The sequence below is a fragment of the Reyranella humidisoli genome (assembly GCF_019039055.1).
Lineage (GTDB): Bacteria > Pseudomonadota > Alphaproteobacteria > Reyranellales > Reyranellaceae > Reyranella > Reyranella humidisoli.
In genome coordinates, this window is sequence record NZ_JAHOPB010000003.1 from 373568 (window position 1) to 399002 (window position 25435).

Consider the following 25435-nt stretch of genomic DNA (forward strand, 5'->3'; position numbering starts at 1 on the left):
TGTCGTGACCGAATCCTCGAAGAGCGCCCGGATCGCGGTCGACAATGCTTCGCTCGCCGACCTGCGGGAGGCGCTGACACAGGGACGCGCCACATCCAGCGAACTGACCCAGGCCTACCTCGCCCGCATCGAGGCCTATGACCGGAACGGCCCAGGCCTGAACTCCGTGCGCGTCACCAATCCAGATGCCCTGTCGATCGCCGCCGGCCTGGACGCCGTGAAGCCCTCGGCCGAACGGCCGCTCGCGGGCCTGCCGATCCTGGTGAAGGACAACATCGCCACCGGCGACAGGCAGCCCACCACCGCGGGCTCGCTGGCGTTGGCGGGAGCCCATGCCCGGGACGACGCCCCCGTTGTCAGGAGGTTGCGGGACGCCGGGGCGGTCATCCTGGGCAAGGCGAACCTCACCGAATTCGCCAACGTCCTCGCGATGGGCATGCCGTCGGGTTACAGTTCGATCGCGGGCTATGTCCGGAACCCCTATTCGCCAAAGCTCATGGACGACCACGCGCCGGTCGTGCTGCCCGGCGGATCGAGCGCCGGCTCGGCGGTCGCGGTTGCCGCCGGCCTTTGCGCCGCGGCGATCGGCACCGAGACCTCGGGCTCGCTGCTGAGCCCCGCCACCCAGAACGGCGTCGTCACCGTGAAGCCGACGGTCGGGCTGATCAGCCGCAGCGGCATCATCCCGATCTCGCACAGCCAGGACACCGCCGGTCCGATGACCCGCACCGTGCGGGATTCGGCGATCCTGCTGAACGTGCTGGCGGCGCGCGACCCGGACGATCCGGCGACGTATCTGCTGCAGCGGCCAGAAGACTATACAGCGAGTCTCGACAAGGACGGCCTGAAGGGCGCGCGTATCGGCGTGCCCAGCGATCCGGCCGATCCGCTCAACGACCCGTTCTATGGTCCGCTGTCGTCGCGCGGCAAGGATGTGATGGCCCAGGCGATCAAGGTGCTGGAAGACCTCGGCGCCTTTGTCGTACGTGCGGCCATTCCGGCCATCGGCTGGATCGGCGGCCCGGGCACGACCATGCCGGTGCTCAACCGCAATCCCTTCAGCCCCGGCAAGGGTACGCCGGGTCCCGCGTCCGTCGTCTTCCTCTACGAGCTGAAGCGCGATCTCAACCTCTACCTGCGCGACTGGGCGACCCGCACGCAGATCAAGACCATGGCCGACGTGATCGCGTTCAACACGGCGAACGCCGACAGAGCCTTGCGCTATGGACAGGACCTGTTCCTGGCAGCCGAGCAGACATTGGGCGATCTCTCGGAGCCGGAATACAGGTCGGCGCGCGCGATGGACCTGATGGCCGCCAAGGACCGCGGCATGGATGCCTATATGAGCCGGCACAGGCTCGACGCCGTGGTGTTCCCCGGCGCCAGCGGCGCGGCCATCGCGGCCAAGCCGGGCTATCCGAGCGTCCAGGTGCCGGCCGGTTTCATCTCCGGTGTCGGCAAGACGGAAACGCCCGACTATCCGCTCGGCCTCACCTTCGCCGGCCGCGCCTGGAGCGAGGCCACGCTGCTGCGCCTCGCCTACGCCTTCGAACAGGCGACCAACGCGCGCCGCCCGCCGCCGGATCTGCCGGCGTTGTAGCGAAGGGGCGCGAGCGCCGGCTTCGCCGACCTCAGAAATTTAACCCGTCGTCTCGACCGCAGCGCGGAGCGCGGAGTGGAGAGACCTTGCCTCAACGATTTGCCGGCCTTCAGTGGAGCGAAGGTCTCTCCACTACGCACCCTCGGTGCTTCGGTCGAGACGACGGGGATTGGTGGTTAAACCGCGATCACAACACCGTCGTGCCCCGGGTCGGCGCCGCCATCCAATCCGTCTTCATGGATGCGGATGCCGTGGACGGCGGCGAAGCCGAAGCCGTAGGGGCTGCGGACGACCGGATAGCCCTGCCCCTGCAGTTCGCGCTCCACGCGGCCCTGGATGCGGTTAGAGATGTCGATCGCGTCCGAGGTCGCGGAGAAGCGCGGCGCGCTCACCGCCTCGACCATCGTCATGTCGAAGTCGAGGGCGTTCAGGATGACGTGCAGCACGCCCATGGCGATCTGTGTGGCGCCGGGCGCGCCGATGATCAGGTGCGGCTTGCCGTCCTTGAAGATGATCGACGGCACGACCGAGCTGAACCGCGCCTTGCCCGGCGCGATCGATCCGGCGCGGCCCGGGCGCGGGTCGAATACGCCCATGCAGCCGTTGTACATGAAGCCGAGGCCCGGCGTGATCACGCCCGAGGGCATGCCCAGCGAGTGGGTCATGGTGAAACAGTTGCCGTCCTTGTCGAGCACGGAGATGTGCGTCGTGTCCTTGGAGACCGCGCCTGAGTTGAACCGCGTGACGCTGGCCTTCTCCCCGCGCGCGATCTCGCCCGCCATCGCCTTGGCATAGGCCTTCGAGGTCAGTTCACCGACCGGCACGGTGACGAACTTCGGATCTCCGACCTTGGCGTCCTTGTCGATGGTCGCCCGCTTCATTGCTTCCGCCACGATGCGCACGTGCTCAGTCGAGCCATGCTCCAGGCTGCCGATGTCGAAGTTCTCCAGGATGTTCAGCATCTCTATCAGCATCACGCCGCCGCCCGGCGGCTGGTTGGTCGAGACCTTGTAGCCGCGATATTCGCCCCAGAGCGGTTCGTTGCGGACGGTCCGCCACGCCTTGAGATCCTCGATCGACAGCAGCGCGTCGTTCTTCTTCATGTCCTCCGCGATCGCGTGGGCGATCTCGCCGGAATAGAAGACGTCGGCGCCGCCCTGGGCGATGGCGCGCAGCGTCTGGCCGTAGTCGCGGTTGACGACCCGGTCGCCCACCCGCTTGGGCACGCCGTCGGGTCGGCAGTAGAGCTCTCGCGCCGCCGGCGTAAAGCCGGTGCGCTCGAAGTTCGGGGCGCGGCCGAAGGCTCCGTCGTCGGCCCACCAGAAATGGACGTGCGGCCGCACCGTCCAGCCGCTCTCGGCCCAGGCGATGGCCGGCTCGACGATGCGCGACCAAGGCAGGCTGCCATGCTCCCTGTGCGCGTCGTAATACATCTTGAGGTTCGCCGGCGCGCAGATCGACTGGTAGCCGATGTCGTTCACCCTTCCCTTCAGGATGAAGCCGTAGCCGTCGCGCGCCTCGCTCTCGATCAGGTTAGCCCACATGTCGGGCCGCGCCGCGAGCGGCGCCGGCGCATGGGCGTCGATGTAGCCGTGGAACTTCTTGCCCGGCATGTAGATGCCGCAGGAGCCGAAACCCGCGATGCCGCACATCTGCGGATCGACGACTCCCTGCACCAGCGCGCAGGCGATACCGGCATCGACGGCGTTGCCGCCCTCGCGCAAGACGTCGGCCCCCGCCTCCGTCGGCTCGGGCTGCGGGGCCACGATCATCGCCTGCTTCTTGTACCGCACGTCGGTTCCTCCAACTCTTTGTTGGCGCGACTCAATCCCAACCGTTGCGCTTGCGCAATATCGCAGTCGACGGCGCCAGCGCGAGGCCCTTGCCCTGCACCGTGGGCAGCCATTCGGCGAGCGCCTGCAGCGTGGCGTCGTGCGGATGGCCGATCGCCACCACGAAGCCCTGCCGACGCGCCACGGCCTCCGTCTCGGCGAGCTTGCGGCGCACCGACTCCAGCGTCTCCTCGTCGTCGAGGAAGACGTGGCGCACGATCGACGGCACGCCGAACTCCTGCGCCGTCTGGTCGCCCACCGACTGCGGCGTCGTGCGCGAATCGAGGAACATCAGCCCGCGCGGCTTGAGCTGGCGCATCACCAGGTCCATGCCGCGTCGACTTGCGGTGAAGCGGCTGCCCATATGGTTGTTGATGCCGACATAGCCGCCGAAGCTCTCGAGCGCGATCAGCAGCCGCTGGCGCAGCTCGGCGTCGGACATCGACACCATCAGGGCGCCCGGGCCGGGATCGTTGCGGCCGTTGGGCTCCATCGGCATGTGCAGCATCAGCTCGTGTCCGCGCGCCCGCGCGGCGCGCGCCTGCTCCGGCAGGTCCTTGGCGTACGGCAGGAAGGACATGGTCATCGGGCCCGGCAGCTCCCAGGCGCGCTTCGAGCGCGCGCGGTCGAGGCCGACATCGTCGATCACGATCGCGATCAGCGGCCGGCTGCTGAGGTCGCGAAAGGGCACCGCATTGCGGCGCCAGGTCTGTTCGGCCGACAGGGCCGCGGCAACCTGCTTCGCTCGCGGCTTCTCCTCGAACGTCGGCAACGGCTTTCCCGGTTCGGCTTCCGAATATTTGGGAAAGCCCGGGATATCCTCGATGCGAGCGTATTTCGCTTCCGGTTGCGCGGGCTGCGATGCGGCATTGCGCTTCATGTCTTCAAGCGTATCGCGCGCCACTCGATCGCTGCCGCGCAGATCGAGTCGCTCGGCGATCCAGTAGCCGCCCAGGATGCTGCCGAAGAACAGCACGACCACGGCGATGACGATCGAGTGCCAACGATGCCCGGAGATCCACGCAGCGAGCGCGTCGTAACGGAACAGCAGACGATCGACGAACCCGGGCCCGCGCCTCGGACTCCTTCTGTTCGTCTTCCCGCTTCTGTTCTTCCTCGACGCCATCTGAGAGTTATGCCCTAACCTCTTGGCCGAGGCCACTATTTCGCCTCAATCCAGCGTTGTTCGTGGCTATACGCTCGCCAGCGACTTGATGAGCCGGATGTCGGGTTCGCCGGAACGGCCGCTTTCGCGGCGGAAGCCGAGATGCTTGGCGAGATCGAGCATCTTGCTGTTCTCGCGCAGCACATGGCCGACGACGCGCTTGATGCCGCGCGTCTTGCCGTAGATCAGCACATGCCTCAGCAACAGCTCGCCATAACCACGTCCCTGGCGATCGGATGCGACCGTCAACGCGAACTCGGCCTGCTGGAAATCGGGATCGGCCACGAGCCGGCCGACGCCCACCAGGTCCTTGCCGCCTTCGAGCAGCAGGAAGGCCATCTCCCGGTCGTAGTCGATCTGCGTCAATCGCGCGGCGAGTTCGTGGCTCATCTCGCGCAGGGGACCAAAGAAGCGCATGCGCACGTCCTCGGGTGTCATGCGCCGCGTGAAGGCACGCAGCATCGGCTCGTCGTCAGGACGGATCGGCCGCAGCCTAAGCTTCTCGCCGCGATGCTCGACCTCGGTTTCCAGTTCGACCGGATAGGGCCGGATGGCGAAGCGCGCCGCCCGCTCCGGCCCCTTCTTCAGGCGCTGCACCACGATGCGCGCATCGAGCGCGATCACGCCGTCAGCGTCGGCCAGCAGCGGATTGATGTCGAGTTCGGCGATCTCGCCCACATCCGCGATGAGCTGCGAGAGACGGATCATCACCTCGCCAACGGCGGCCCGGTCCGCCGGGGCGCGGTCACGGTAGCCGCGCAGCAGCCTGTCGACTCTCGTCCGGCTGAGCGCATCCTCGGCCAGCACGGGATCGAGCGGCGGCAGCGCCAGCGCCTTGTCGTCGATCACCTCGGCCGCCACGCCGCCATGCCCCACCAGGATGATGGGCCCGAATACCGCATCCTCGGCTGCGCCCAGGATCAGTTCGACCGCGTGCGGGCGGCGGATCATCGGCTGGACCACGAACCCGTCGATGCGCGCCTTGTTGGCGACGACCAGCACCTTGCCGGTCATCTCGCGCACGGCATCGAGAACGGCCTGCTCGGACATCAGGTCGAGCGCCACGCCGCCGACATCGGTCTTGTGGGTGATGTCGCGCGACAGGATCTTCACCGCGACAGGAAAGCCGATGCGCACCGCCGCCGCGGCGGCACCGGCGGCGTCGCGCACGATCTCGGTCGGCACGACGGGAATGCCGTAGGCCGCCAAAACGCGCTTGGCTTCCGGCTCGGTCAGCACCGAGCGCTTCTCGGCGAGCGCGCCCTGCACGATCGCACGCACGAGGTCGGTGTCGGAACGGACTTCCGGCACGGAAGGCGGCGTGCGCTGCAGGGCCCGCTGGCCGCGACGATACTCCACCAGGTGCATGAAGCCGCGCACGGCGCGCAATGGGGTGTCGTAGGCCGGGATCCCGGCGTCGTGCAGCACGTTGCGGCCCGCCTGGGCCTCCGGACCGCCGATCCAGCAGCCGATCACCGGCACGACCTTCGCGCCGGGGGCGCCGACGATGGCGCGTGCGACCTCGACCGACGAGGTGAGCGCCGTCGGCACGTTCATGGCCAGCACGGCGCCGACGCCGCGATCGTCCGCCAGCCCGTTCAGCGCCGCGGCGTAGCGTGCGCCGTCGGCATCGCCCACGATGTCGACGGGATTGGCACGCGACCAGGCGCGCGGCATCTGCTTATCGAGGTTCCCGATTGTGCGCGGCAGCAAGGTCGCGAGTTCGCCGCCCTCGTCCATCAGCAGGTCGGTGGCAATGATGCCCGCGCCGCCGCCGTTGGTCAGGATCGCCAGTCGCTCGCTGCGTGGCGCGATGCTGTGGCCCAGCGTCTCCGCCGCATCGAACAGTTCGCCAAGGCCCAGGACGCGCACCAGGCCGGCGCGCGCGAAAGCCGCGTCATAAACGGCGGCCGATCCCGCCATCGAGCCAGTATGCGACGCCGTCGCCTGTGCCGCCGCGGCATGACGCCCGCCCTTGAGGACGATGACGGGCTTGATGCGCGCCAACCCGCGCGCCGCCGACATGAACTTGCGCGCCTGCGTGATGCCCTCGACGTACATGAGCACGGCGCGCGTCTCGAGGTCCCGCGCAAGCATGTCGAGTACGTCGCCGAAATCGACGTCGGCCATGTCGCCCATCGAGATCAGGTGGGAGAAGCCGATGCCCTGCGCCACGCCCCAGTCCGCGAGCCCGGCCAGTACGGCGCCGGACTGCGCCACGGCGGCGATGCGCCCGCCCTTCAGGCGCGTCGGTCCGAAACTCGCGTTGAGGCCAAGCCCAGGTGCGGCGTAGCCGATGCAGTTGGGGCCGATGATGCGCAGCAGATGCGGCTTGGCGGCGTTGAGCAGCCGCTGGCGCCACCGGGCATTCACTGCCCCGGCATCCGGGCCGCTGCCCGGCCCGGCGCTGATCACCACCGCGGCGTGCGTGCCCGCCTGGCCCAGCGCCGTGATCAGGGCGGGGATCGTTTCGGCCGGCGTCATGATGACGGCGAGGTCGGCGGGCTCCGGCAGGTCGGAGACGCGCTTGAAGACCGTGCGGCCGGCGATCGTGCCGCCCTTGCGGTTGACCAGGTGGATATCGCCCTTGAAACCGCCGGCCAGGAGATTGTGGGTGACGGCTGCGCCCACGGAGCCGGGGCGTTCGCTGGCACCAATGGCGACGACCGAGCGTGGCGCCATCAGGGAATCGAGATTTCGGGTGGACATGGCGCTAGAAGAGCGCCGGACCGTTCATCAGCACAAGCCCTGAAACGATCACGAACGCTGCGGCCACGCGGCGTCCCCCGAATGGCTCACCGAGGATCAGCGTGCCAATCAGGGCGCCGAACAGCACCGATGTCTCCCGGAGCGCCGCGACATGGGCCATCGGTCCCAACGCCAGCGCGTAGATGGCGATGCCATAGCCCGTATTGGCGATCAGGCCGCCCCCGACGCCGCGATACCAGGTCTTCTTCATGTGCGCCCAGACGGTTGCCGGCCGCTTCCAGAAAGCCAGCACCAGCAGCCACGGCCCCTCGAGCACGGCAAGCCAGGCGATGTAGGAGATGCGATGCTGAGTGGTCTCGCCGGCGGCGCGCACGCCCAGCCCGTCCGAGATGATATAGCCCGCGATGGTGATGCCGGTGAGGATCGCGAACAGTGTCGCCAGGCCATGGCGACTGCCCGGTCGCGGCACGACGTTCTTCAGCGGCAGCGCCAGTGCCACCAGGCCGAAGCTCAGCAGGAACACGCCGGCGATGTCCTGCGGCCGCAGGTGCTCGCCGATGAAACGGCCCGACACCAGGGCAACCAGCAGCGGACCGAGACCGCGCGCGATCGGGTAGGTGTGACTGAGATCGCCGTAGGAATAGGCCTTCAGCAGGAAGAAATAGTAGGCGACGTGGATGGCAACCGAGAGGATCAGGTACTTCCACGCCGCGCTCTCGATCATCGGCACGAACGGCACGATGCAGAGCCCCATCACCGTGCCGGTCGTCATGATCAGGCCGAACGTCGCCAGACGGTCGGACTGATCCGACTTCAGGATCGCGTTCCAGGTGGCATGCATCAGCGCCGCGGCGAGCAGCAACGCGATGATCAGGGGCTCGACGACCAAGGGGGCACTTTCTTCTTGTTGCCCTCAACCTACGCCCGTGTCCAAGATCTCAACAAGGGCGGAAACAAGATGCGAGGCATGCGATGACGGGCGGGGCTCATACGATTGGGACATACAAGGCGGCGCGTGAATTCCTGCTGGCCCAGCGCGGCGATTACGAGACGGCCTATCGTGGCTTCCGCTGGCCGCAGATGGAGCACTTCAACTGGGCGCTCGACTGGTTCGACGCCGAGCTCGCGCGCGGGCCGCTGGCGAACCAGGCCGCCCTCACGATCGTCGGCGACGGCGCCGCAAGCCTCACCTTCGCCGAATTGTCAGAGCGCTCTAATCGGGTCGCCAACGGATTGCGCGCGTTGGGCGTCAAGCGCGGCGACCGCATGCTGCTGATGCTGGGCAACGTGGCGCCGCTCTGGGAAGTGATGCTGGCCGCCATGAAGCTGGGCGCCGTCGTCATTCCCGCGACCACCCTGCTCACGCCGGTCGATCTCGCCGACCGCTTCGAGCGTGGACGGGCGCGCCATGTGGTGGCCGCCGCCGGTGAAGCGGCGAAGTTCGAGGGCTTCGACAAGAGCCTGACACGCATCGCCGTCGGAGACGCCCCGGCCGGCTGGCATTCGTATGCCAGGCTGCTGGATCACCCGGCCGAATTCACACCGGATGGGCCGACGCAAGCCGACGATCCGATGCTGCTCTATTTCACGTCGGGCACGACGGCCAAGCCCAAGCTCGTGCTGCATTCCCATCGCAGTTATCCGGTTGGCCATCTCACCACGGTCTTCGTGCTGGGACTGCGCCCCGGCGACGTGCATCTCAACATCTCCTCGCCAGGCTGGGCCAAGCACGCGTGGAGCTGCTTCTTCGCGCCGTGGATCGCCGGCGCCACGATCTTCATCGCCAACCAGCCGCGCTTCAACGCGCGCTATCTGCTCGATGCGGTCATTGCCAACAAGGTCACCACGCTCTGCGCACCGCCGACCGTGTGGCGCATGCTGATCCAGGAAGATCTGAAATCCGCCAGGACGTCGCTGCGCGAGGTGCTGGCGGCCGGCGAGCCGCTGAACCCCGAAGTGATCGAGCAGGTCGAGAAGGCCTGGGGCCTTACCATCCGCGACTTCTACGGCCAGACCGAAACCACGACCCAGGTCGGCAATCCGCCCGGCCAGCCGATCAAGCCCGGCTCGATGGGCCGCCCCCTGCCCGGCTACAGGATCCGGCTGCTCGATGCCGACGACAAGGATGCCGAGGAAGGCGAGATCTGCATCGACCTGGCGCACCGTCCCGCGGCGCTGATGCAGGGTTACCAGCAGGATGACGGCTCGATCGCGCCGCTCACGGGGGCGGTCTATCGCACCGGCGACGTGGCCTCGCGCGATGCCGACGGCTACCTGACCTACGTCGGCCGCGCCGACGACGTGTTCAAGGCGTCGGACTATCGGATCAGCCCCTTCGAGCTGGAAAGCGTGCTGATCGAGCATCCCGCCGTGGCCGAAGCCGCCGTCGTGCCGGCGCCCGACGCGATGCGGCTGGCCATACCGAAGGCCTACATATCGCTGACCGCCAGCGGCAAACCGGACCGGGCCACCGCGCTCTCGATCTTCCAGCACCTGCGCGGCCGGCTGGCGCCGTTCAAGCGCATCCGCCGTCTGGAATTCGCCGAACTGCCCAAGACGATCTCCGGCAAGATCCGCAGGGTCGAACTGCGCCGCGACGAGGAAAAACGCGCGGCCACAAACCAGCGCGGCGCTGGCGAATTCCGGGAAGAGGACTTCCCGGAGTTGGCGAAATAGCGAGGGACTTTTAGGGGCCTATGAGAGGCAGCACGGACCGGATAAACTGCCCCCATGCTTCTCCTGATCGATAACTACGACAGCTTCACCTACAACCTCGTCCACTTCCTGGGCGATCTCGGCGCGCGCTGCGTCGTGCATCGCAACGACCAGATCACGGTCGATGAGGCGCTGGCCCTGAAGCCCGCCGGCATTGTCCTGTCGCCCGGCCCCTGCACGCCCAACGAGGCGGGAATCTGCATGGACCTGATCCGGGCGGCGGCGAAGGAACAGGTGCCGCTGTTCGGCGTCTGCCTCGGCCACCAGGCGATCGGCCAGGTGTTCGGCGGCCATGTCGTGCGCGCGCCCATGCCGATGCACGGCAAGCTGTCGGGCGTCTCGCACAAGAACCAGAGCGTGTTCGAGGACGTGCCCTCGCCCTTCCAGGCGACGCGCTACCATTCGCTGATCGTCGACCGGAAGGATTTCCCTAAGGACCTCGAAGTCACCGCGGAGACAGGCGACATCATCATGGGCCTGCGCCACAAGACGCTGCCGATCCACGGCGTGCAGTTCCACCCCGAGAGCATCGCTTCTGAACACGGCCACAAGATACTCGAGAATTTCCTCAAGATCGCGGGCGACCACCCCAGCCAGCAGAACAAGAAAAAGGCGGCTTAGACGCCGGCAACGACACGCCAATGCTTGATCGCCGTTCCCTCGTCTCGTTGCTCGCCGCGTCGAGCGTCGCACCTTCGGCCTTCGCGCAGGCATGGCCGGCCAAGCCGATCCGCATCATCGTGCCCTTCCCCGCCGGTCAGGCAACGGACATCCTGGCGCGCATGATGGCCGATCAGCTCACCAAGGCGCTGGGACAGCAGGTCATCGCGGAAAACCGGCCCGGTGCGGGCGGGCAGATCGGGGCCGATGTCGCCGCCAAGGCGGCCCCCGACGGCTACACCCTGCTGATGGTGACGATCTCCACCCACGGGATCAGCCCGGCGCTCTATCCCAAGCTGCCGTACGATCCACAGAAGGACTTCGCGCCGATCGCCAATATCGGGCTGACGCCGCAGGTCCTGATGACCGGCCTGAAGAGTGGCATCGGCTCGGTCGCCGATCTCGTCGCCAAGGCGAAGGCCGGCGCCGATCTCAATTACGGTTCCTCGGGCAACGGTTCGGCCAGCCATCTCGCGGTCGAGATGCTGAAGAGCGCGGCCGGCATCAAGCTCACGCACGTGCCGTTCAAGGGCAATGCCGAGGCCCAAATGGCGCTGCAGAGCGGCGACATCCAACTCCTCTCAGACGCCGTTCCCGGCGCCGTCGGACCGGTGCGGTCCGGCAAGGTAATGGCCATCGGCATTGCCGACGAACGCCGCTCGCCCTTCCTGCCCGACGTGCCGACCGTCGCCGAGCAGGGCATCCAGGGCGTCGTCGCGGTAGGTTGGATCGGCCTTTCGGCACCCGGGAAGACACCGGAGCCCATCCTCGACAAGCTCAGCGCCGAGGTCATGCGCATCCTCAAGGATCCCGAGGTGCTGGAGAAGATGAAGAGCCTCTCCTTCGTGCCCGCAAAGGAATCGCGCCAGGAATTCGAGGCATACATCGCCATCGAAAACACCAAGTGGCGCAAGATCATTCAGGACGCAGGCGTCAAGATTGAGTAGCCAAGGGCTACTCGCCGTCCGTAATTTTTCATTTAAAATCTGCCAGTTACGGCAGATTTCTCACATGCGGCGGGTGTCGGCGGAGATGCCAGCACCGTAGCCGTTCAGGCTGCGACGCCGAAGCCGGCCCGCTGGATCGCCTTGGTGATCGCCGGGACGTCCGCGCCCTCGGGGAGACGCATCTCCCCGCTCTTGAGGTCGACGGAGAGAGGCGCGGTGCCGGCGCCGGTGGCGGCCCGGGTGACGGCCTTCACGCAGCCGTCGCAATCCATGCCGGTGACCTTGAGGATGAGTTCTTGTGCCATGTGATATAGCTTCGCGCCCGCCGGCCGAACCGGCAAGAGGCAAAAGTACGGGGTTCCGGTGAGCGGCGACATCGACGATTTTCGCGGCCTTCTGGCCAAGGTAGGCAACGGCGAGACCCTCGGCATCGACGAGGCGGAACGCGCGTTCGACATCATGACATCGGGCGACGCGACACCGGCCCAGATGGGCGCCTTCCTGATGGGCCTGAAGGTCCGCGGCGAGACGGCCGAGGAACTGGCCGGTGGCTCGCGCGCCCTGCGCGCCAAGGTGCTGCGCGTGAAAGCGCCGGAGGGCACGATCGACATCGTGGGCACCGGCGGCGACCACCACGGCACCTACAACGTCTCTTCCTGCTCGGCCTTCGTCGTGGCCGGCGCCGGTATCCCGGTCGCCAAGCACGGAAACCGGGCCTTCACGTCCAAGTCCGGCGCCGCCGACGTGCTGTCGGCGCTCGGCATCGGCCTCGAAGTGCCGATCGAGGCGCTGGAGAAGGCGCTGGTCGAAGCCAGGGTCTGTTTCCTGATGGCGCCCCGCCACCACAGCGCCATGCGCAACGTCGCCGGCCCGCGGGTCGAGCTGGCGCCCTCGCGCACCATCTTCAACCTGCTGGGCCCGATGTCGAACCCCGCCCTGGTGACGCGCCAGCTCGTGGGCGTGTTCGATCGCCGCTGGCTCAGGCCCGTCGCGGAGGCGCTGGGCCAGCTGGGACTCGAACGCGCGCTGGTCGTGAACGGCCAGGACGGCATGGACGAACTCACCACCACGACCGCGAGCTGGGCCGCCTCGCTGGAAAACGGCAAGGTGACCGAGATCGAGATCGCGCCGGAAGAGATCGGCGTGAAGCGCGCCACGCTCGACCAGCTGAAGGGCGGCGACGCGGCGCACAATGCCGAGGCGATCCACGCCCTGCTGGGCGGCGAGAAGAATGCCTTCCGCGACATCGTTCTGCTGAACAGCGCCGCCGCGATCATGGTCGCGGGCAAGGCGCGGGACCTGAAGGAGGGCGCCGCCATGGCCGCCCAGTCGATCGACAGCGGCAAGGCTCGCGAAGCGCTGGCGACATTGAAGAGGATTTGCGCATGAGCGACACGCTCGACCGGATCGTTGCCGACAAGAAGCGCCATGTGGCCGGGCGCATCTCGCAACGCTCGCTCAGGGTCATCGAGAACCTCGCCCGCGACACCGATTCGCCGCGCGGCTTCGCCAGGGCACTCAAGGCCACGATCGCCGAGGGCCGCTACGGCCTGATCGCCGAGATCAAGAAGGCCTCGCCCAGCAAGGGCCTGATCCGGCCGGACTTCGATCCGCCGTCCCTCGCCCGCTCCTACGAGCGCGGCGGCGCGACCTGCCTGTCGATCCTGACCGACGAGCCCTACTTCCAGGGCAAGGACGAGTTCCTGACGGAGGCGCGCGCCGCGGTGAAGCTGCCTGTCCTGCGCAAGGATTTCATGATCGATCCCTACCAGGTGCCGGAAGCCCGCGCGCTCGGCGCCGACTGCATCCTGCTGATCATGGCCTGCCTCGACGACGCGATGGCCGCGGAGCTGGCGAAGCTCGCGCACAAATGGGGCATGGACGTGCTGGTCGAGGTGCATGACGGCGAGGAACTGGAGCGTGCGCTCAAGGTCGACGCCGACCTGATCGGCGTGAACAACCGCAACCTCAAGACCCTCGCGGTCGATCTCGCCACGACCGAGAAACTGGCGCCGCTGGTGCCGAAGGACCGCGTGCTCGTGGCCGAAAGCGGCCTCGGCTCGCCTGCGGATCTCGCGCGCATGGCCCGCGTCGGCGCCTCGTCGTTCCTGATCGGCGAGAGCTTCATGCGCAAGCCCGACGTCGAGGCGGCAGTGCGCGAGATCCTGGTGCGCGAGGCGGCATGAAGCGCAAGGCGACGCTCACCCATTTCGACGAGGGCGGCAACGCCCGCATGGTCGATGTCGGGGACAAGGAGATCACCGAACGCGTCGCCGTCGCGTGCGCCAGCGTGACCATGCAGGCCGCGACGCTCAAGCTGATCCGCGACAAGAAGGCCAAGAAGGGCGATGTGCTGGCGGTGGCCCAGCTCGCCGGCATCATGGCGGCCAAGAAGACGCCCGACCTGATCCCGCTCTGCCATCCGCTCTCGCTGTCGTCGGTCGACGTGAAGCTGTCGCTCGACCCGAAGCGCAAGGCCGTCGACATCGAGGCGACCTGCAGGCTGAAGGGCCGCACCGGCGTCGAGATGGAGGCGCTTACGGCGGCGTCCGTCGCCGCCCTCACCGTCTACGACATGTGCAAGGCGGTCGACCGCGGCATGGTGATCTCCGAGGTGAAGCTCCTCCACAAGTCCGGCGGCAAGTCGGGGACATGGGAAGCTCGATGAAGCCGGGAATGCTCTCCGTTCGTGATGCCCATGCCCGCGTGATCGCGGCCTTCGAGGCGCTTCCCTCGGAAACCGTATCCGTCGCCGACGCCGCCGGCCGCGTGCTCGCCGTGCCGCCGCGGGCGCGGCTGACGCAGCCGCCGGCCGACCTCTCGGCGATGGACGGATATGCGGTGCGCGCCGCCGACGTGTCCGCCGTCCCGGCGGTGCTGACGCTCGTGGGCCAGGCACCAGCCGGTGGGTCCTACGACCACGCGCTGCAGCCCGGCGAGACCGTGCGCATCTTCACCGGCGGCCCCCTGCCGATGGGCGCCGATTCGATCGTTATTCAGGAAGACACGAAGGCGGATGGGCCGAGGATCACCATCCTCGAGGCGCCCAGCGTCGGGCGCCACATCCGCAAGGCCGGGCTCGACTTCAGTGCGGGCGATTCGCCGCTGGAGGCAGGCCGGACGCTCACGACGCGCGATGTGGCGCTGGCGGCCGCCATGAACCATCCATGGCTCTCGGTCCATCGCAAGCCGCGCGTCGCGATCCTCTCGACCGGCGACGAACTCGTGATGCCGGGCGAGCCGGTCGGCCGGAACCAGATCGTCTCCTCCTCGGGCATTGCCGTCGCGGCCCTCGTGCGTGGCTGGGGCGGCGAGCCCACCCTGTTCGACATCGCACGCGACGACGCGAAGCTGATCGAGCGCTGCATCGAAGCCGGCGCGCAGCATGACCTGCTGATCACCCTGGGCGGCGCCTCCGTCGGCGACCACGATCTCGTCCAGGACGCGCTGAAGGCGCAGGGCTTCGACATGGATTTCTGGAAGATCGCCATGCGCCCCGGCAAGCCGCTGATGTTCGCCGCGCGTGATCGCGCCCGCGTGCTCGGCCTGCCGGGCAATCCCGTCTCCACCATGGTCTGCGCGCTCCTGTTCCTGAAGCCGGCGCTCGAGCGCATGCTGGGCCAATCCGGCGATCTCGCGCGCACCGTGCCCGCCCGCCTCGCGGTCGACGTGAAGCAGAACGACCAGCGCGAGGACTATGTCCGCTCGCGTCTCGCTCGTTCCGGCGACGGATCGCTCACCGTCGACCCGCATCCCGTTCAGGACAGTTCGATGCTGTCGGTGCTGGCGGCATGTGATGGCCTGATGATTCGTCCGGCCCACGATCCCGCGCGCAAGGCGGGAGACACCGTGCAGGTTGTCGATCTCCAAAGCCTTTCCGGCGGCTACTGATCCCGGTTCTCCTTGGGATAAGTTGACGTTTATGCGGAACTAAACTAGAACATGTGCCGGGTTTCAGGATTTGTTCCTAAATCCGGTAGGCGTTCTGGGGAGAAGACGGTGCTAACCCGCAAGCAAAACGAACTGCTCCTGTTCATCAACAAGCGGCTCAACGACGATGGCGTGTCTCCTTCCTTCGACGAGATGAAGGAAGCGCTGCGGTTGAAGTCCAAGTCGGGCATCCATCGCCTGATCACCGGGCTCGAGGAGCGCGGCTTCCTGCGGCGGCTGCCCCATCGCGCGCGCGCGCTGCAGGTCGTGAAGCTGCCCGAGAGCGCGGCCCTCCCGGCACCGAACGTGACCCCCCTGCTGGCCGACGCACGCCGTGCCGGCTTCTCCGAAACCCGCGAAGGCTTCGTGCCCCAGATCGTGCGCGCCGACCGCGTGCCGCTGGCCGGCGCCATCCAGGCCGCCAATGAGGCCCAGGCTCTCAGCCTCCCGCTCTATGGCCGGATCGCCGCCGGCACACCGATCGAGGCGCTGCGCGATAATTCCACGACCGTCGACGTTCCCGTCTCACTGCTGGGCTCGGGTGCCCATTATTGCCTGGAGGTCCAGGGCGACTCGATGATCGACGCCGGCATCCAGAACGGCGACATCGCCATCATCAAGAGTTCCGACACCGCCGAGACTGGCGAGATCGTCGTGGCGCTGATCGACGACACCGAGGCGACGCTGAAGCGTCTGCGCAAGAAGGGCGCGTCGGTCGCGCTCGAGCCCGCCAACGCCGCCTACGAGACGCGGATTTTCGGACCCGACAGGGTCAAGATCCAGGGCCGCCTCGCCGGACTCTATCGCCGCTATCACTGACCGGAACGTCAGCGTCAGGCACCCGGTGCCTTGACCGCGCCCTGGCGCATCGAACTGTTGGGCACCCATGGACGGTCACCGCGGCGGCCGTTGGAGGTCTCGCGCCTCACCGTGAGATCGTCCAGCCACAGCGCATGCGCTCCTTCCTTCCAGGCGTCGCGCCGATCGATCACGAGGCGCGGTCCTCTGCAGCGCGCCTGAGCGTCGACAGTCGCGAGCACGATGTCAGCCGAGCCGCAGGCCTCGGCGAGCCGCCTCTCGTCGCTCACCATCGCGATGCGCCACGGTCCCTTGCGCCATCGACAGAGACCGGTATTGCAGCCGAGGCCGGACGCCTGCTCGTCGGCGCTGACGGTCCAGCGTTTGGCGCCCTCCTGCCCCTGCCGCCGTGCCCACGAATCGCTCACGAACCGGTCGGTTCGTGCCGAGGCCACGTGGACGACGCCTTTCTCGTCGCGCAGGCCAAGCACGCGACCGTCCTCACTCATCAGCAGGTCGGGCGCGGGCGGCGGACCGAGCATCAGGCCAATCACGACCACGGGCAGTCCGGCATAGCGCCAGCGTCTCTGCCACAGGCAGAGCCACAGACCGCCGGCCGTGAGCAGCCACAGGCTCGCACCGGGCAGCGACGGCACAAGAACCGCGGATTCGGGCCACGCCGCGACATGGAAGGCGATGGCGTTCAGCGCATCGACGCCCCAGCCCATCGGCACCAGCGCGAAGGCTTCCAGACCGAACGGCATCAGCAGCATCGCCAGCAGGCCCCACGGCATGATCCAGAAGCCGGTGAGCGGCACGCCCAGCAGGTTGGCGACGACGCCGAGCAATGACAGGCGGTTGAAGTGGTAGGCCGCGAAGGCGCCAGTGGCGACCGAGGCGATCAGGGTCGTGAGGAGGCTGGCAGCGATCGCCGCGCCGATGCGCCATGCCCAGCGATGATGCGAGAGTTCGGCTCGCTCGTGCAGGCGGCGACGCAGGGGCGCCGCAGATTCCCAGCCGGCAATCAAGGCGACGACGGCGGCGAATGACATCTGGAAGGACGCGCCGGTCAGCGATTCCGGCGCGATGAGGAGGACGATCACCGCCGACCAGGCAACAAGCCGCAGCGACAGTGCCGTGCGGTCGAGCAGGATGGCCAGCAGCGCGAAGGCCGCCATCGCGCAGGCGCGTTGCGCCGGCACGGGAGCGCCCGCGAGCGCCGTGTAGAACAGCGCCGCCATCAGCGCGAGCACGGCCGCCACCTTCTTGGCGTCGATGCGCAGAGCCAATGCCGGCGCGAGTGCGATGCCGTAGCGGACGATGCCCATCACGAGGCCGACGACGAAGACGATGTGCAGGCCCGAGATCGACAGGATGTGCGCCAGGCCCGAATCGCGCATCGCCTGCGCCACGTCCTTGTCGACGGCGGTCTGCTCACCCACCAGCAGCGACGCCACCACACCGCCCGCGGGCCCCGGCAGCACCTTCAGGATGCGCGCGGCCAGATCGGTGCGTAGCGCGTCGAGCGTGCGCACGAAGCCGTCGGGCTTGCCGCGCTCGATCACCGTCGCGGGCGCCAGCGCGTAGCCGACGGCGCCGAGCTGCTGGTACCAGGCGACGCGTTGGAAATCGAAAGCGCCGGGCGACGCGGGGCCGGCCGGCGGCGAGAGATTGGCCAGAACCAGCAGCCGGTCGCCGATGGTAAGCGGTGGCGCACCGCGATTCAGCGTTACGCGCACCTTCGCCGGCATCATCTCCGGCGGCGGCACGCCGTTGCCCCTGAGGCGCACGGCTTCGAGCACCACGCGCACGCCATCGGGCAGCCGCTGGATGTCGCTTACTCTTCCCTCGACGTTGAGGCTGAACAGGGGGCGACTGAGCGTGGGAGCCGCGAGGCTCGCGGTGCGCCAGGCAACAAGGCCCAAGCCCGTCGAGGCGGCAACCGCGCCGATAGCCAGCGCCCGCGCCAGACTTCCCGCGGGCGACAGGACAGCGAGAGCCGTCGCAACGGCCGCCAGTGCCGGCCCTAGCCAGAGAGCGGGTTCACTCGGCAGTTCGAAATAGACAGCGATGCCCAGCCCCAGCGCGACGGGCAGCCACAGCATCCACCGGCCGCGCTCGGCGTCCAGCTGCTCCAGAATCCAGACGCGTGGGTTTGACACGTTTGGGACGCTCGCCTACCTACGGCGCGCTTTTTAGCCCTAAATGCGGCGAAATCGCACTCACCCCGCACAAGTTCCCAGGCCGATGACCGTCGTAACCCGCTTCGCCCCCTCGCCGACCGGCTACCTTCACATCGGCGGCGCCCGCACCGCCCTGTTCAATTGGCTGTTCGCCAGACACCACGGCGGCAAGTACCTGCTGCGCATCGAGGACACCGATCGCGCGCGCTCGACGGAGCCCGCGATCGCCGCGATCCTCGACGGCCTGTCGTGGCTCGGCCTGCCCTGGGACGGCGAGGTCACCTACCAGTTCTCGCGGGCCGCGCGTCACGCCGAAGTCGCGCTCGAGATGCTGACCAAGGGCCATGCCTATCACTGCTATGCCTCGCCGCAGGAGCTCGACGAGATGCGCGCGGCGCAGAAGGCTGCCGGCAAGCCGATGCGCTACGACGGCCGCTGGCGCGACCGCGACCCGAAGGAGGCGCCCGCCGGCGTGAAGCCGGTCGTTCGCCTGAAGGCGCCGCAGACCGGCCAGACTGTCATCAAGGACGCCGTGCAGGGCGAGGTTACTGTCGAGAACGCCCAGCTCGACGACATGATCATGCTGCGCGCCGACGGCACGCCGACCTACATGCTGGCCGTCGTCGTCGATGACCACGACATGGGCGTGACGCACGTGATCCGCGGCGACGATCACCTGAACAACGCTTTCCGCCAGCTCCAGATCATCCGCGCCATGGGCTGGCCCGAGCCGGTCTACGCCCATATCCCGCTGATCCACGGACCCGACGGCGCCAAGCTCTCCAAGCGCCACGGCGCGCTCGGCGTCGACGCCTATCGCGACATGGGCTTCCTGCCGGCGGCGCTGCGCAACTATCTGCTGCGGCTGGGCTGGGGCCATGGCGACGACGAGATCATCTCGACGGCGCAGGCGATCGAATGGTTCGACCTCGACGGCGTCGGCCGCTCGGCCTCGCGCTTCGACATGGCCAAGCTCACCAACCTCAATGCGCACTACCTGCGCGAGACGCCGGATGCCGAGTTGCTGCCGCTGGTGCTGCCGCGCATCGAGGAGAAGCTCGGCGGCAAGGTCGACGACGCCGGCCGCGAGCGCATCTTGCGCGGCCTGAACGGCGTGAAGCCGCGCGCACGCACGCTGGTCGAACTCGCGGACAGTCTTGCTTTCTACGCACGCACCGGCGCGCCGCCGATCTCCGACGACAAGGCGCTCGGCGTGCTGACGCCCGACGCCCGTACCGTCATGGCCAAGCTCGCGCCGGCGCTGGAGCCGCAGGCGAGCGACTGGAGTGAAAAGGCGATCGAAGAAGCCGTGCGCAAGTTCGCCGAGGAGAACGGGCTGAAGCTCGGCCAGGTCGCACAGCCGCTCCGTGTCGCGCTGACCGGCTCGACCACTTCGCCCGGCATCTTCGAAGTGCTGGCCGCGCTCGGTCCCGCCGAGAGCAAGGTGCGATTGCTGGCGGCTGCCGCTTGATCGGGAGACAGGTAATGGATGACAAGAAGCCGATGCCGGAGGCCACTGGGAACGAAGAGGCCCGGGATTTCATTCGGGACCTCGTTCAATCCGATCTCGCCCGCGGACAAGTGCAGAGCATCGTTACGCGCTTTCCACCGGAACCGAACGGCTATCTGCATCTTGGCCACGCAAAGTCCATCTGCCTGAATTTCGGAATTGCGACCGAGTATGGCGGCCGCTGCCACCTTCGCTTCGACGACACCAACCCCGTGAAGGAGGAGCAGGAGTACATCGACGGCATCAAGCGGGACGTACGGTGGCTCGGCTTCGACTGGGGCGAGCATCTGCACCATGCGTCGGACTATTTCCAGACATTGTACGACTGGGCCGAGCATCTCATCCGCTCCGGCCTCGCCTATGTCGACGACACCCCGCCCGACGAGATGCGGGCAATGCGCGGCACGCTGACCGAACCGGGCCGCGCCTCGCCAGATCGCGACCGCTCGGTGGAAGCGAATCTCGCCCTGTTTCGCGACATGCGCGCCGGCAAGTTTCCCAACGGCGCCTGCGTGTTGCGCGCAAAGATCGACCTTGCGTCCGGCAACATCAACATGCGCGATCCCGTCCTGTATCGCATCCTGCACACGTCTCACCCGCGTACGGGCACTGAGTGGTGCATCTACCCGACCTATGATTTCGCGCATGGCCAGTCCGACGCCCTGGAACATGTCACGCACTCGCTTTGCACCCTGGAATTCGCGGACCATCGTCCCCTCTACGACTGGTTCCTCGACCACCTGCCGGTGCCGGCGCGGCCGCGCCAGACCGAATTCGCCCGCCTCAATATCGGCTACACCGTCCTTTCCAAGCGCCACCTGACCGATCTGGTACGGCGCGGCATCGTGAACGGTTGGGACGATCCGCGCATGCCGACCCTGGCAGGCCTGCGCCGCCGCGGCGTGCCGCCGAAGGCGATCCGCGACTTCGTTCGGCGCATCGGCATGTCCAAGGCCAACAGCGTCGTCGATCTCGCCATGTTCGATCACGCGATCCGCGACCATCTCAATCAGGTGGCGTATCGGCGCATGGCCGTCCTGCGGCCTCTCAAGCTGGTGATCGAGAACTTTCCCGAAGATCACGTCGAAGAGCTGGAGGCCGTCAACCATCCGGGGGATCCGGCCGCCGGCACGCGCACTCTTCGCTTCGGCCGGGAAATCTTCGTCGAGCGCGACGACTTCATGGAGAATCCGTCGAACAAATTCTTCCGGCTGGCGGTGGGGCGGGAAGTCAGGCTGCGCTACGCCTATCTCGTCACCTGCCGCGAGGTGGTCAAGGACGCCGACGGCAACGTGGTCGAACTGCGCTGCACCTACGATCCGGCGAGCCGCGGCGGCAACGCGCCGGACGGTCGAAAGGTAAAGGCCACCCTGCACTGGGTGTCCGCCCGGGATGCACTTCCCGCCGAAGTCCGATTGTACAGCACGCTCTTCAACCGCCCTGACCCGGGCGCCGGTGGCGATCTCGACGCCGACCTGAATCCAGGCTCGCTCGAAGTCCTGTCGGGCGCACTGCTGGAGCCTTCATTGGCAGAGACGCCTGAAGGGGAAGCGGTGCAGTTCGAGCGGCTGGGCTATTTCTGCCCGGACATGGCGAGCCAGTCGAAGGCTCTGGTGTTCAACCGCACGATCGACCTGCGGGACACTTGGGCAAAGGTTCAGGTCCAGAGTTAAGAGTAGCGGTGCCTGGAGACGAGGCGCGATTGCGGGCGGCTACCGGATAGAACCCGATGCTCGCGGCCGTCAGGCTCTGTCGATGAGCACGCATGTCTGGATCTGGTTGCTGTCGCTGTCCGTCCTGTGGGGCGGATCGTTCTTCTTCGCCAAGGTGGCGCTGGCCGAACTGCAGCCGCTGACGGTGGTATTCTGCCGTGTCGCCTTGGCGGCCCTTGCACTGAACGTCGTGCTCGTCATGGCCGGCCGGCCACTCTTCCGGCGTGGCACGCCGTGGCGCTCCTTCGCCGCGATGGGCACGCTCAACAATCTCCTGCCCTTCGGCCTGATCTTCTGGGGCCAGACGCAGATCGCCTCCGGTCTCGCCTCGATCCTGAACGCGACGACGCCCCTCTTCAGCCTGCTGGTCGGACACTTCATCGCACGCGAAGAACGGATCGGCGGACTCAAGTTCGGAGCCTTGCTGCTCGGTCTCGGCGGCGTCGCGGTATTGATGGGGCCTCGGGCGATCATCGCAGCGCCAGACATCGCCGGTCAGCTCGCCTGCCTTGGCGCTGCTCTCTCCTATGCCTTCGCCGGCGTCTTCGGACGGCGCTTCAGCCGATTGGGGGTGGCGCCGCTCGACGCGGCGGCCGGCCAGGTCACGGCAAGCGCCATGTTGATTCTGCCGATCATGCTGACGGTCGACCGGCCCTGGGAATTGACGGCCCTGCCTTCGTTCTCAACCTGGTCGGCGCTCTTGGGCCTCGCTCTGCTGTCGACCGCGCTCGCATATGTCCTGTATTTCCGCATTCTTGCAGTGGCCGGACCGACCAACTTGCTCCTGGTGACGTTCCTGATACCAGTGACGGCGATCGGACTCGGCGCATTGGTCCTCGGCGAGCGGCTGCAGCCGCAGCAGTTTGCCGGCATGCTGCTGATCGGGCTCGCCCTGGTTCTTCTCGATGGCCGCCTGCCGCGTTTTCTACGCCTCGCGAAATAGCGGCGCGGCTGCACAATTGCGCCTTCTTTGGGGGCTTGTTAGGGTGCCGGCGAACCGGCGAACGGCACCCCGCGGGGTGCACGCGCCTTGCCCGAATCGAGCCTGCGAAAGAGTTCACCCCATGGCCAAATCGACCGCGACGCTTACCGACAACGAAACCGGCAAGACCTATGAGATGCCGATCATCCACGGCACCATGGGGCCGCGCCTGGTCGATGTCCGCAAGTTCTACGGCGATTCGGGGATGTTCACCTACGACCCCGGCTTCACCTCGACCGGTTCGTGCGGCTCGAAGATCACCTATATCGACGGCGACGAAGGCCTCCTCCTCCATCGCGGCTACAACATCTCGGAGCTTGCCGAGCAGAGCGACTTCATGGAAGTCGCCTACCTGCTGATGAAGGGCGACCTGCCGAATAAGGCGCAGAAGGACAAGTTCGTAAAGGACATCACGAACCACACGATGGTTCACGAGCAGCTCAGCCAGTTCTATCGCGGCTTCCGTCGCGACGCCCATCCGATGGCGATCTGCTGCGGCGTCGTCGGCGCCCTCTCAGCCTTCTATCACGACTCGCTCGACATCCATGACCCGCACCAGCGCATGGTCGCGTCGTACCGCCTGGTCGCCAAGATGCCGACCATCGCGGCGATGGCCTACAAGTATTCGGTCGGCCAGCCGTTCGTCTATCCGCGCAACGATCTGTCCTACGCCGCCAACTTCCTGCGCATGATGTTCTCGGTTCCAGCCGAGGAGTACGAGGTGAACCCGATCGTCGAGAAGGCGATGGACCGCATCCTCATGCTCCACGCCGATCACGAGCAGAACGCCTCGACTTCGACCGTCCGCCTCGCTGGCTCGTCCGGCGCCAACCCGTTCGCCTGCATCGCGGCGGGCATCGCCTCGCTGTGGGGCCCGAGCCATGGTGGCGCCAACGAGGCCGTCATCAACATGCTGCACGAGATCGGCGGCAAGCAGAACATTCCGGGCTTCCTGTCGCGCGTGAAGGACAAGGCCGACCACACCCGCCTGATGGGCTTCGGCCATCGCGTCTACAAGAACTACGATCCGCGCGCCAAGGTCATGCGCCAGACCTGCCACGAAGTACTGACCTCGCTCGGCATCACCCACGACCCGCTGCTCGAGCTGGCCATGGAAATGGAGCAGATTGCGCTCAAGGACGACTACTTCGTCTCGAAGAAGCTCTATCCGAACGTCGACTTCTACTCGGGCATCATTTTCCGCGCGATCGGCATCCCGACCTCCATGTTCACCGTTCTCTTCGCGGTGGCGCGCACGGTCGGCTGGATTTCGCAGTGGAACGAGATGATCGAGGACCCGGACCAGAAGATCGGCCGTCCCCGGCAGCTCTATAACGGACAGACCGAACGCCCCTACAAGCCGCTTCACATGCGGGGCTAGTTCGCTCTCCGGGAGGGAAGCGACATGGTGAAATCATCGTTTGGGCCGCACCGGGGGGAAACATCCTGGGCGGCCGTCCAGACACCGAGGACCAGGCAGCGCGTCGTGCGGCTCGGTCCGCCGGCCAATGACAATTTCCGCGCCAACGGCGCCCGGACGTGGCTGTTCGTCGCCATCGCCGGAGTCACCGGCGCGGTGCTGACAATGATCGTCTCCAACTGGCGGTTTTTCTAGGCCCCGATCGCCTCAACGAATTAAGGCCCGCGATGCGGGCCTTTTTTCATTGGATGAAAGCAGCTTGAGCTTCGAGTGGCTTTTTCTTCCTTCGACGCTCCCGGACATTGCCCCGAGGGCAATATCCTGCCGCTTCCCAAGGCTGAGCGAAGCTCAGCCTTTACGCTCGATCAGCTCGATCTTGTAGCCGTCGGGGTCTTCCACGAAGGCGATCACGGTCGTACCGAACTTCACCGGGCCCGCCGGGCGCGTGACCTTGCCGCCGGCCTTGGTGACTTCCTCGCAGAGCTTGTACGCGTCGGGTACGCCGACCGCGAGATGGCCGAAGCCGGTGCCCAGCTCGTAGGGCTTTTCCTGATCCCAGTTGTGGGTGAGCTCGACGACGCAATGCTCGGGTTCCTCGCCGTAGCCCACGAAAGCCAGGCTGTACTTGCCGTCCGGCACGTCGCGCTTGCGCAGCAGCTTCATGCCCATCGGCCCGGTGTAGAAGGCCAGCGACTTGTCGAGATCCCGAACGCGGATCATCGTGTGCAGCATGCGATAGTTGGCGGCCTGGGTATCGGGCATCTTCCCCCTCCCTGTTCGTCTACGGTCTAGCGATCGCGGATCATCGCGGCGAAGGTCGCTTCGGCGGCAACCTTGCCCTCGACCATCGCCTTGCCGGAGAATTTCCAGACATTGGCGCGGCTCTGCATCTTCTGGACGTGCAGCTCGAGGCGGTCGCCCGGCACGACCGGGCGGCGGAAGCGCACCCCGTCGATCGACATGAAGTAGACCAGCTTGCCCTCGGAATCGGAACCGAAAGTCGAGACCACGAGAACGCAGGCCGTCTGGGCCATCGCCTCGACGACCAGAACGCCCGGCATGACCGGTTCGGAGGGGAAATGCCCCTGAAAGAAAGGCTCGTTGATGCTGACGTTCTTGATGCCCACCGCGCTCTGGTCGAGCTTCATGTCGACCACCCTGTCGACCATCAGCATCGGGTAGCGATGCGGGATCATCTGCAGGATCCGCTTTATGTCGACGGATGTCGCCGTGACAGCGCCGGCATTCTCGGTGTGGGCGTTCATGACCGTG

Annotated in this window: 22 protein-coding genes; 14 read left to right on the plus strand and 8 right to left on the minus strand. The window is 67.0% G+C overall.

Translation table 11 applies throughout. The features are described 5' to 3' along the window. Window positions 1-4: 4 nt before the first annotated feature. Window positions 5-1600, plus strand: a complete 1596-nt coding sequence (locus tag KQ910_RS25275; RefSeq protein ID WP_369408447.1) for an amidase family protein — start codon at window positions 5-7, stop codon at window positions 1598-1600. A gap of 176 nt (window positions 1601-1776) precedes the next feature. On the opposite strand, the gene KQ910_RS25280 is transcribed toward KQ910_RS25275, so the two are convergent. From KQ910_RS25280 to KQ910_RS25295, 4 genes are all read right to left on the minus strand, one after another. Then, a complete protein-coding gene (locus tag KQ910_RS25280) occupies window positions 1777-3372 on the minus strand; it encodes a gamma-glutamyltransferase family protein (RefSeq protein ID WP_216966771.1) in 1596 nt (531 codons plus the stop codon). A gap of 52 nt (window positions 3373-3424) precedes the next feature. Beyond that, window positions 3425-4558 carry a divergent polysaccharide deacetylase family protein gene (locus KQ910_RS25285; protein ID WP_216966544.1) on the minus strand — a complete coding sequence of 378 codons (1134 nt, stop codon included), beginning with the start codon at window positions 4556-4558 and terminating at the stop codon, window positions 3425-3427. Between the two features lie 66 nt (window positions 4559-4624). Beyond that, window positions 4625-7306 carry a bifunctional acetate--CoA ligase family protein/GNAT family N-acetyltransferase gene (locus KQ910_RS25290; RefSeq protein WP_216966545.1) on the minus strand — a complete coding sequence of 894 codons (2682 nt, stop codon included), beginning with the start codon at window positions 7304-7306 and terminating at the stop codon, window positions 4625-4627. A gap of 4 nt (window positions 7307-7310) precedes the next feature. Next, complete coding sequence (locus KQ910_RS25295; protein WP_216966547.1) at window positions 7311-8195, minus strand: EamA family transporter; 885 nt, start codon at window positions 8193-8195, stop codon at window positions 7311-7313. 104 nt (window positions 8196-8299) lie between these two features. Here KQ910_RS25295 and KQ910_RS25300 point away from each other — a divergent pair, with 104 nt between their 5' ends. The 3 genes from KQ910_RS25300 to KQ910_RS25310 are packed head-to-tail and all read left to right on the plus strand — an operon-like array spanning window position 8300 to window position 11628. Beyond that, window positions 8300-9982 carry an AMP-binding protein gene (locus KQ910_RS25300; protein WP_369408451.1) on the plus strand — a complete coding sequence of 561 codons (1683 nt, stop codon included), beginning with the start codon at window positions 8300-8302 and terminating at the stop codon, window positions 9980-9982. Between the two features lie 54 nt (window positions 9983-10036). Further along, window positions 10037-10642, plus strand: coding sequence for an anthranilate synthase component II (locus KQ910_RS25305; protein WP_216966551.1), 606 nt, complete (start codon window positions 10037-10039; stop codon window positions 10640-10642). Between the two features lie 20 nt (window positions 10643-10662). Beyond that, window positions 10663-11628, plus strand: coding sequence for a Bug family tripartite tricarboxylate transporter substrate binding protein (locus tag KQ910_RS25310; protein WP_216966553.1), 966 nt, complete (start codon window positions 10663-10665; stop codon window positions 11626-11628). A gap of 104 nt (window positions 11629-11732) precedes the next feature. Here the strand turns inward: KQ910_RS25310 and KQ910_RS25315 are convergent, their stop codons facing one another. After that, window positions 11733-11933 carry a heavy-metal-associated domain-containing protein gene (locus KQ910_RS25315; RefSeq protein WP_216966556.1) on the minus strand — a complete coding sequence of 67 codons (201 nt, stop codon included), beginning with the start codon at window positions 11931-11933 and terminating at the stop codon, window positions 11733-11735. A gap of 70 nt (window positions 11934-12003) precedes the next feature. Between KQ910_RS25315 and trpD the strand changes: the two genes are divergently transcribed. The 5 genes from trpD (at window position 12004) to lexA (ending at window position 16377) form a co-directional block, all read left to right on the plus strand. Next, window positions 12004-13017, plus strand: a complete 1014-nt coding sequence (gene trpD, locus KQ910_RS25320; protein WP_216966773.1) for an anthranilate phosphoribosyltransferase — start codon at window positions 12004-12006, stop codon at window positions 13015-13017. Then, window positions 13014-13814, plus strand: coding sequence for an indole-3-glycerol phosphate synthase TrpC (gene trpC, locus KQ910_RS25325; protein ID WP_216966557.1), 801 nt, complete (start codon window positions 13014-13016; stop codon window positions 13812-13814). The genes trpD and trpC overlap by 4 nt, the downstream gene beginning before the upstream one ends. Next, window positions 13811-14296: a cyclic pyranopterin monophosphate synthase MoaC gene (gene moaC / locus KQ910_RS25330; RefSeq protein ID WP_216966559.1), complete on the plus strand. Its 486-nt coding sequence runs from the start codon at window positions 13811-13813 to the stop codon at window positions 14294-14296. The genes trpC and moaC overlap by 4 nt, the downstream gene beginning before the upstream one ends. A gap of 8 nt (window positions 14297-14304) precedes the next feature. After that, window positions 14305-15519 (plus strand): molybdopterin molybdotransferase MoeA, encoded by a 1215-nt coding sequence (locus KQ910_RS25335; RefSeq protein WP_229600970.1) that lies wholly within the window; start codon window positions 14305-14307, stop codon window positions 15517-15519. A gap of 108 nt (window positions 15520-15627) precedes the next feature. Then, window positions 15628-16377 carry a transcriptional repressor LexA gene (lexA, locus tag KQ910_RS25340; RefSeq protein WP_216966563.1) on the plus strand — a complete coding sequence of 250 codons (750 nt, stop codon included), beginning with the start codon at window positions 15628-15630 and terminating at the stop codon, window positions 16375-16377. A gap of 14 nt (window positions 16378-16391) precedes the next feature. Here the strand turns inward: lexA and KQ910_RS25345 are convergent, their stop codons facing one another. Then, window positions 16392-18518, minus strand: a complete 2127-nt coding sequence (locus tag KQ910_RS25345; RefSeq protein ID WP_216966565.1) for a ComEC/Rec2 family competence protein — start codon at window positions 18516-18518, stop codon at window positions 16392-16394. Window positions 18519-18603: 85 nt separating this feature from the next. Between KQ910_RS25345 and gltX the strand changes: the two genes are divergently transcribed. The 5 genes from gltX to KQ910_RS27060 all read left to right on the plus strand — a co-directional run bounded on the left by gltX (window position 18604) and on the right by KQ910_RS27060 (window position 24358). After that, window positions 18604-20010 carry a glutamate--tRNA ligase gene (gene gltX, locus KQ910_RS25350; RefSeq protein ID WP_216966567.1) on the plus strand — a complete coding sequence of 469 codons (1407 nt, stop codon included), beginning with the start codon at window positions 18604-18606 and terminating at the stop codon, window positions 20008-20010. A gap of 14 nt (window positions 20011-20024) precedes the next feature. Then, window positions 20025-21722 (plus strand): glutamine--tRNA ligase/YqeY domain fusion protein, encoded by a 1698-nt coding sequence (locus tag KQ910_RS25355; protein ID WP_229600972.1) that lies wholly within the window; start codon window positions 20025-20027, stop codon window positions 21720-21722. A gap of 82 nt (window positions 21723-21804) precedes the next feature. After that, window positions 21805-22704, plus strand: coding sequence for a DMT family transporter (locus KQ910_RS25360; RefSeq protein WP_216966569.1), 900 nt, complete (start codon window positions 21805-21807; stop codon window positions 22702-22704). A gap of 121 nt (window positions 22705-22825) precedes the next feature. Further along, the gene (gene gltA, locus KQ910_RS25365) at window positions 22826-24124 is read left to right on the plus strand and encodes a citrate synthase (RefSeq protein WP_068193792.1); all 1299 of its coding nucleotides are present in this window, start codon (window positions 22826-22828) and stop codon (window positions 24122-24124) included. A gap of 105 nt (window positions 24125-24229) precedes the next feature. Continuing rightward, complete coding sequence (locus tag KQ910_RS27060; protein WP_255560331.1) at window positions 24230-24358, plus strand: hypothetical protein; 129 nt, start codon at window positions 24230-24232, stop codon at window positions 24356-24358. A gap of 153 nt (window positions 24359-24511) precedes the next feature. Here the strand turns inward: KQ910_RS27060 and gloA are convergent, their stop codons facing one another. After that, window positions 24512-24925, minus strand: coding sequence for a lactoylglutathione lyase (gene gloA, locus KQ910_RS25370; RefSeq protein ID WP_216966571.1), 414 nt, complete (start codon window positions 24923-24925; stop codon window positions 24512-24514). Window positions 24926-24951: 26 nt separating this feature from the next. Further along, window positions 24952-25428, minus strand: coding sequence for a 3-hydroxyacyl-ACP dehydratase FabZ (gene fabZ / locus KQ910_RS25375; protein WP_216966573.1), 477 nt, complete (start codon window positions 25426-25428; stop codon window positions 24952-24954). Window positions 25429-25435: the final 7 nt, after the last annotated feature.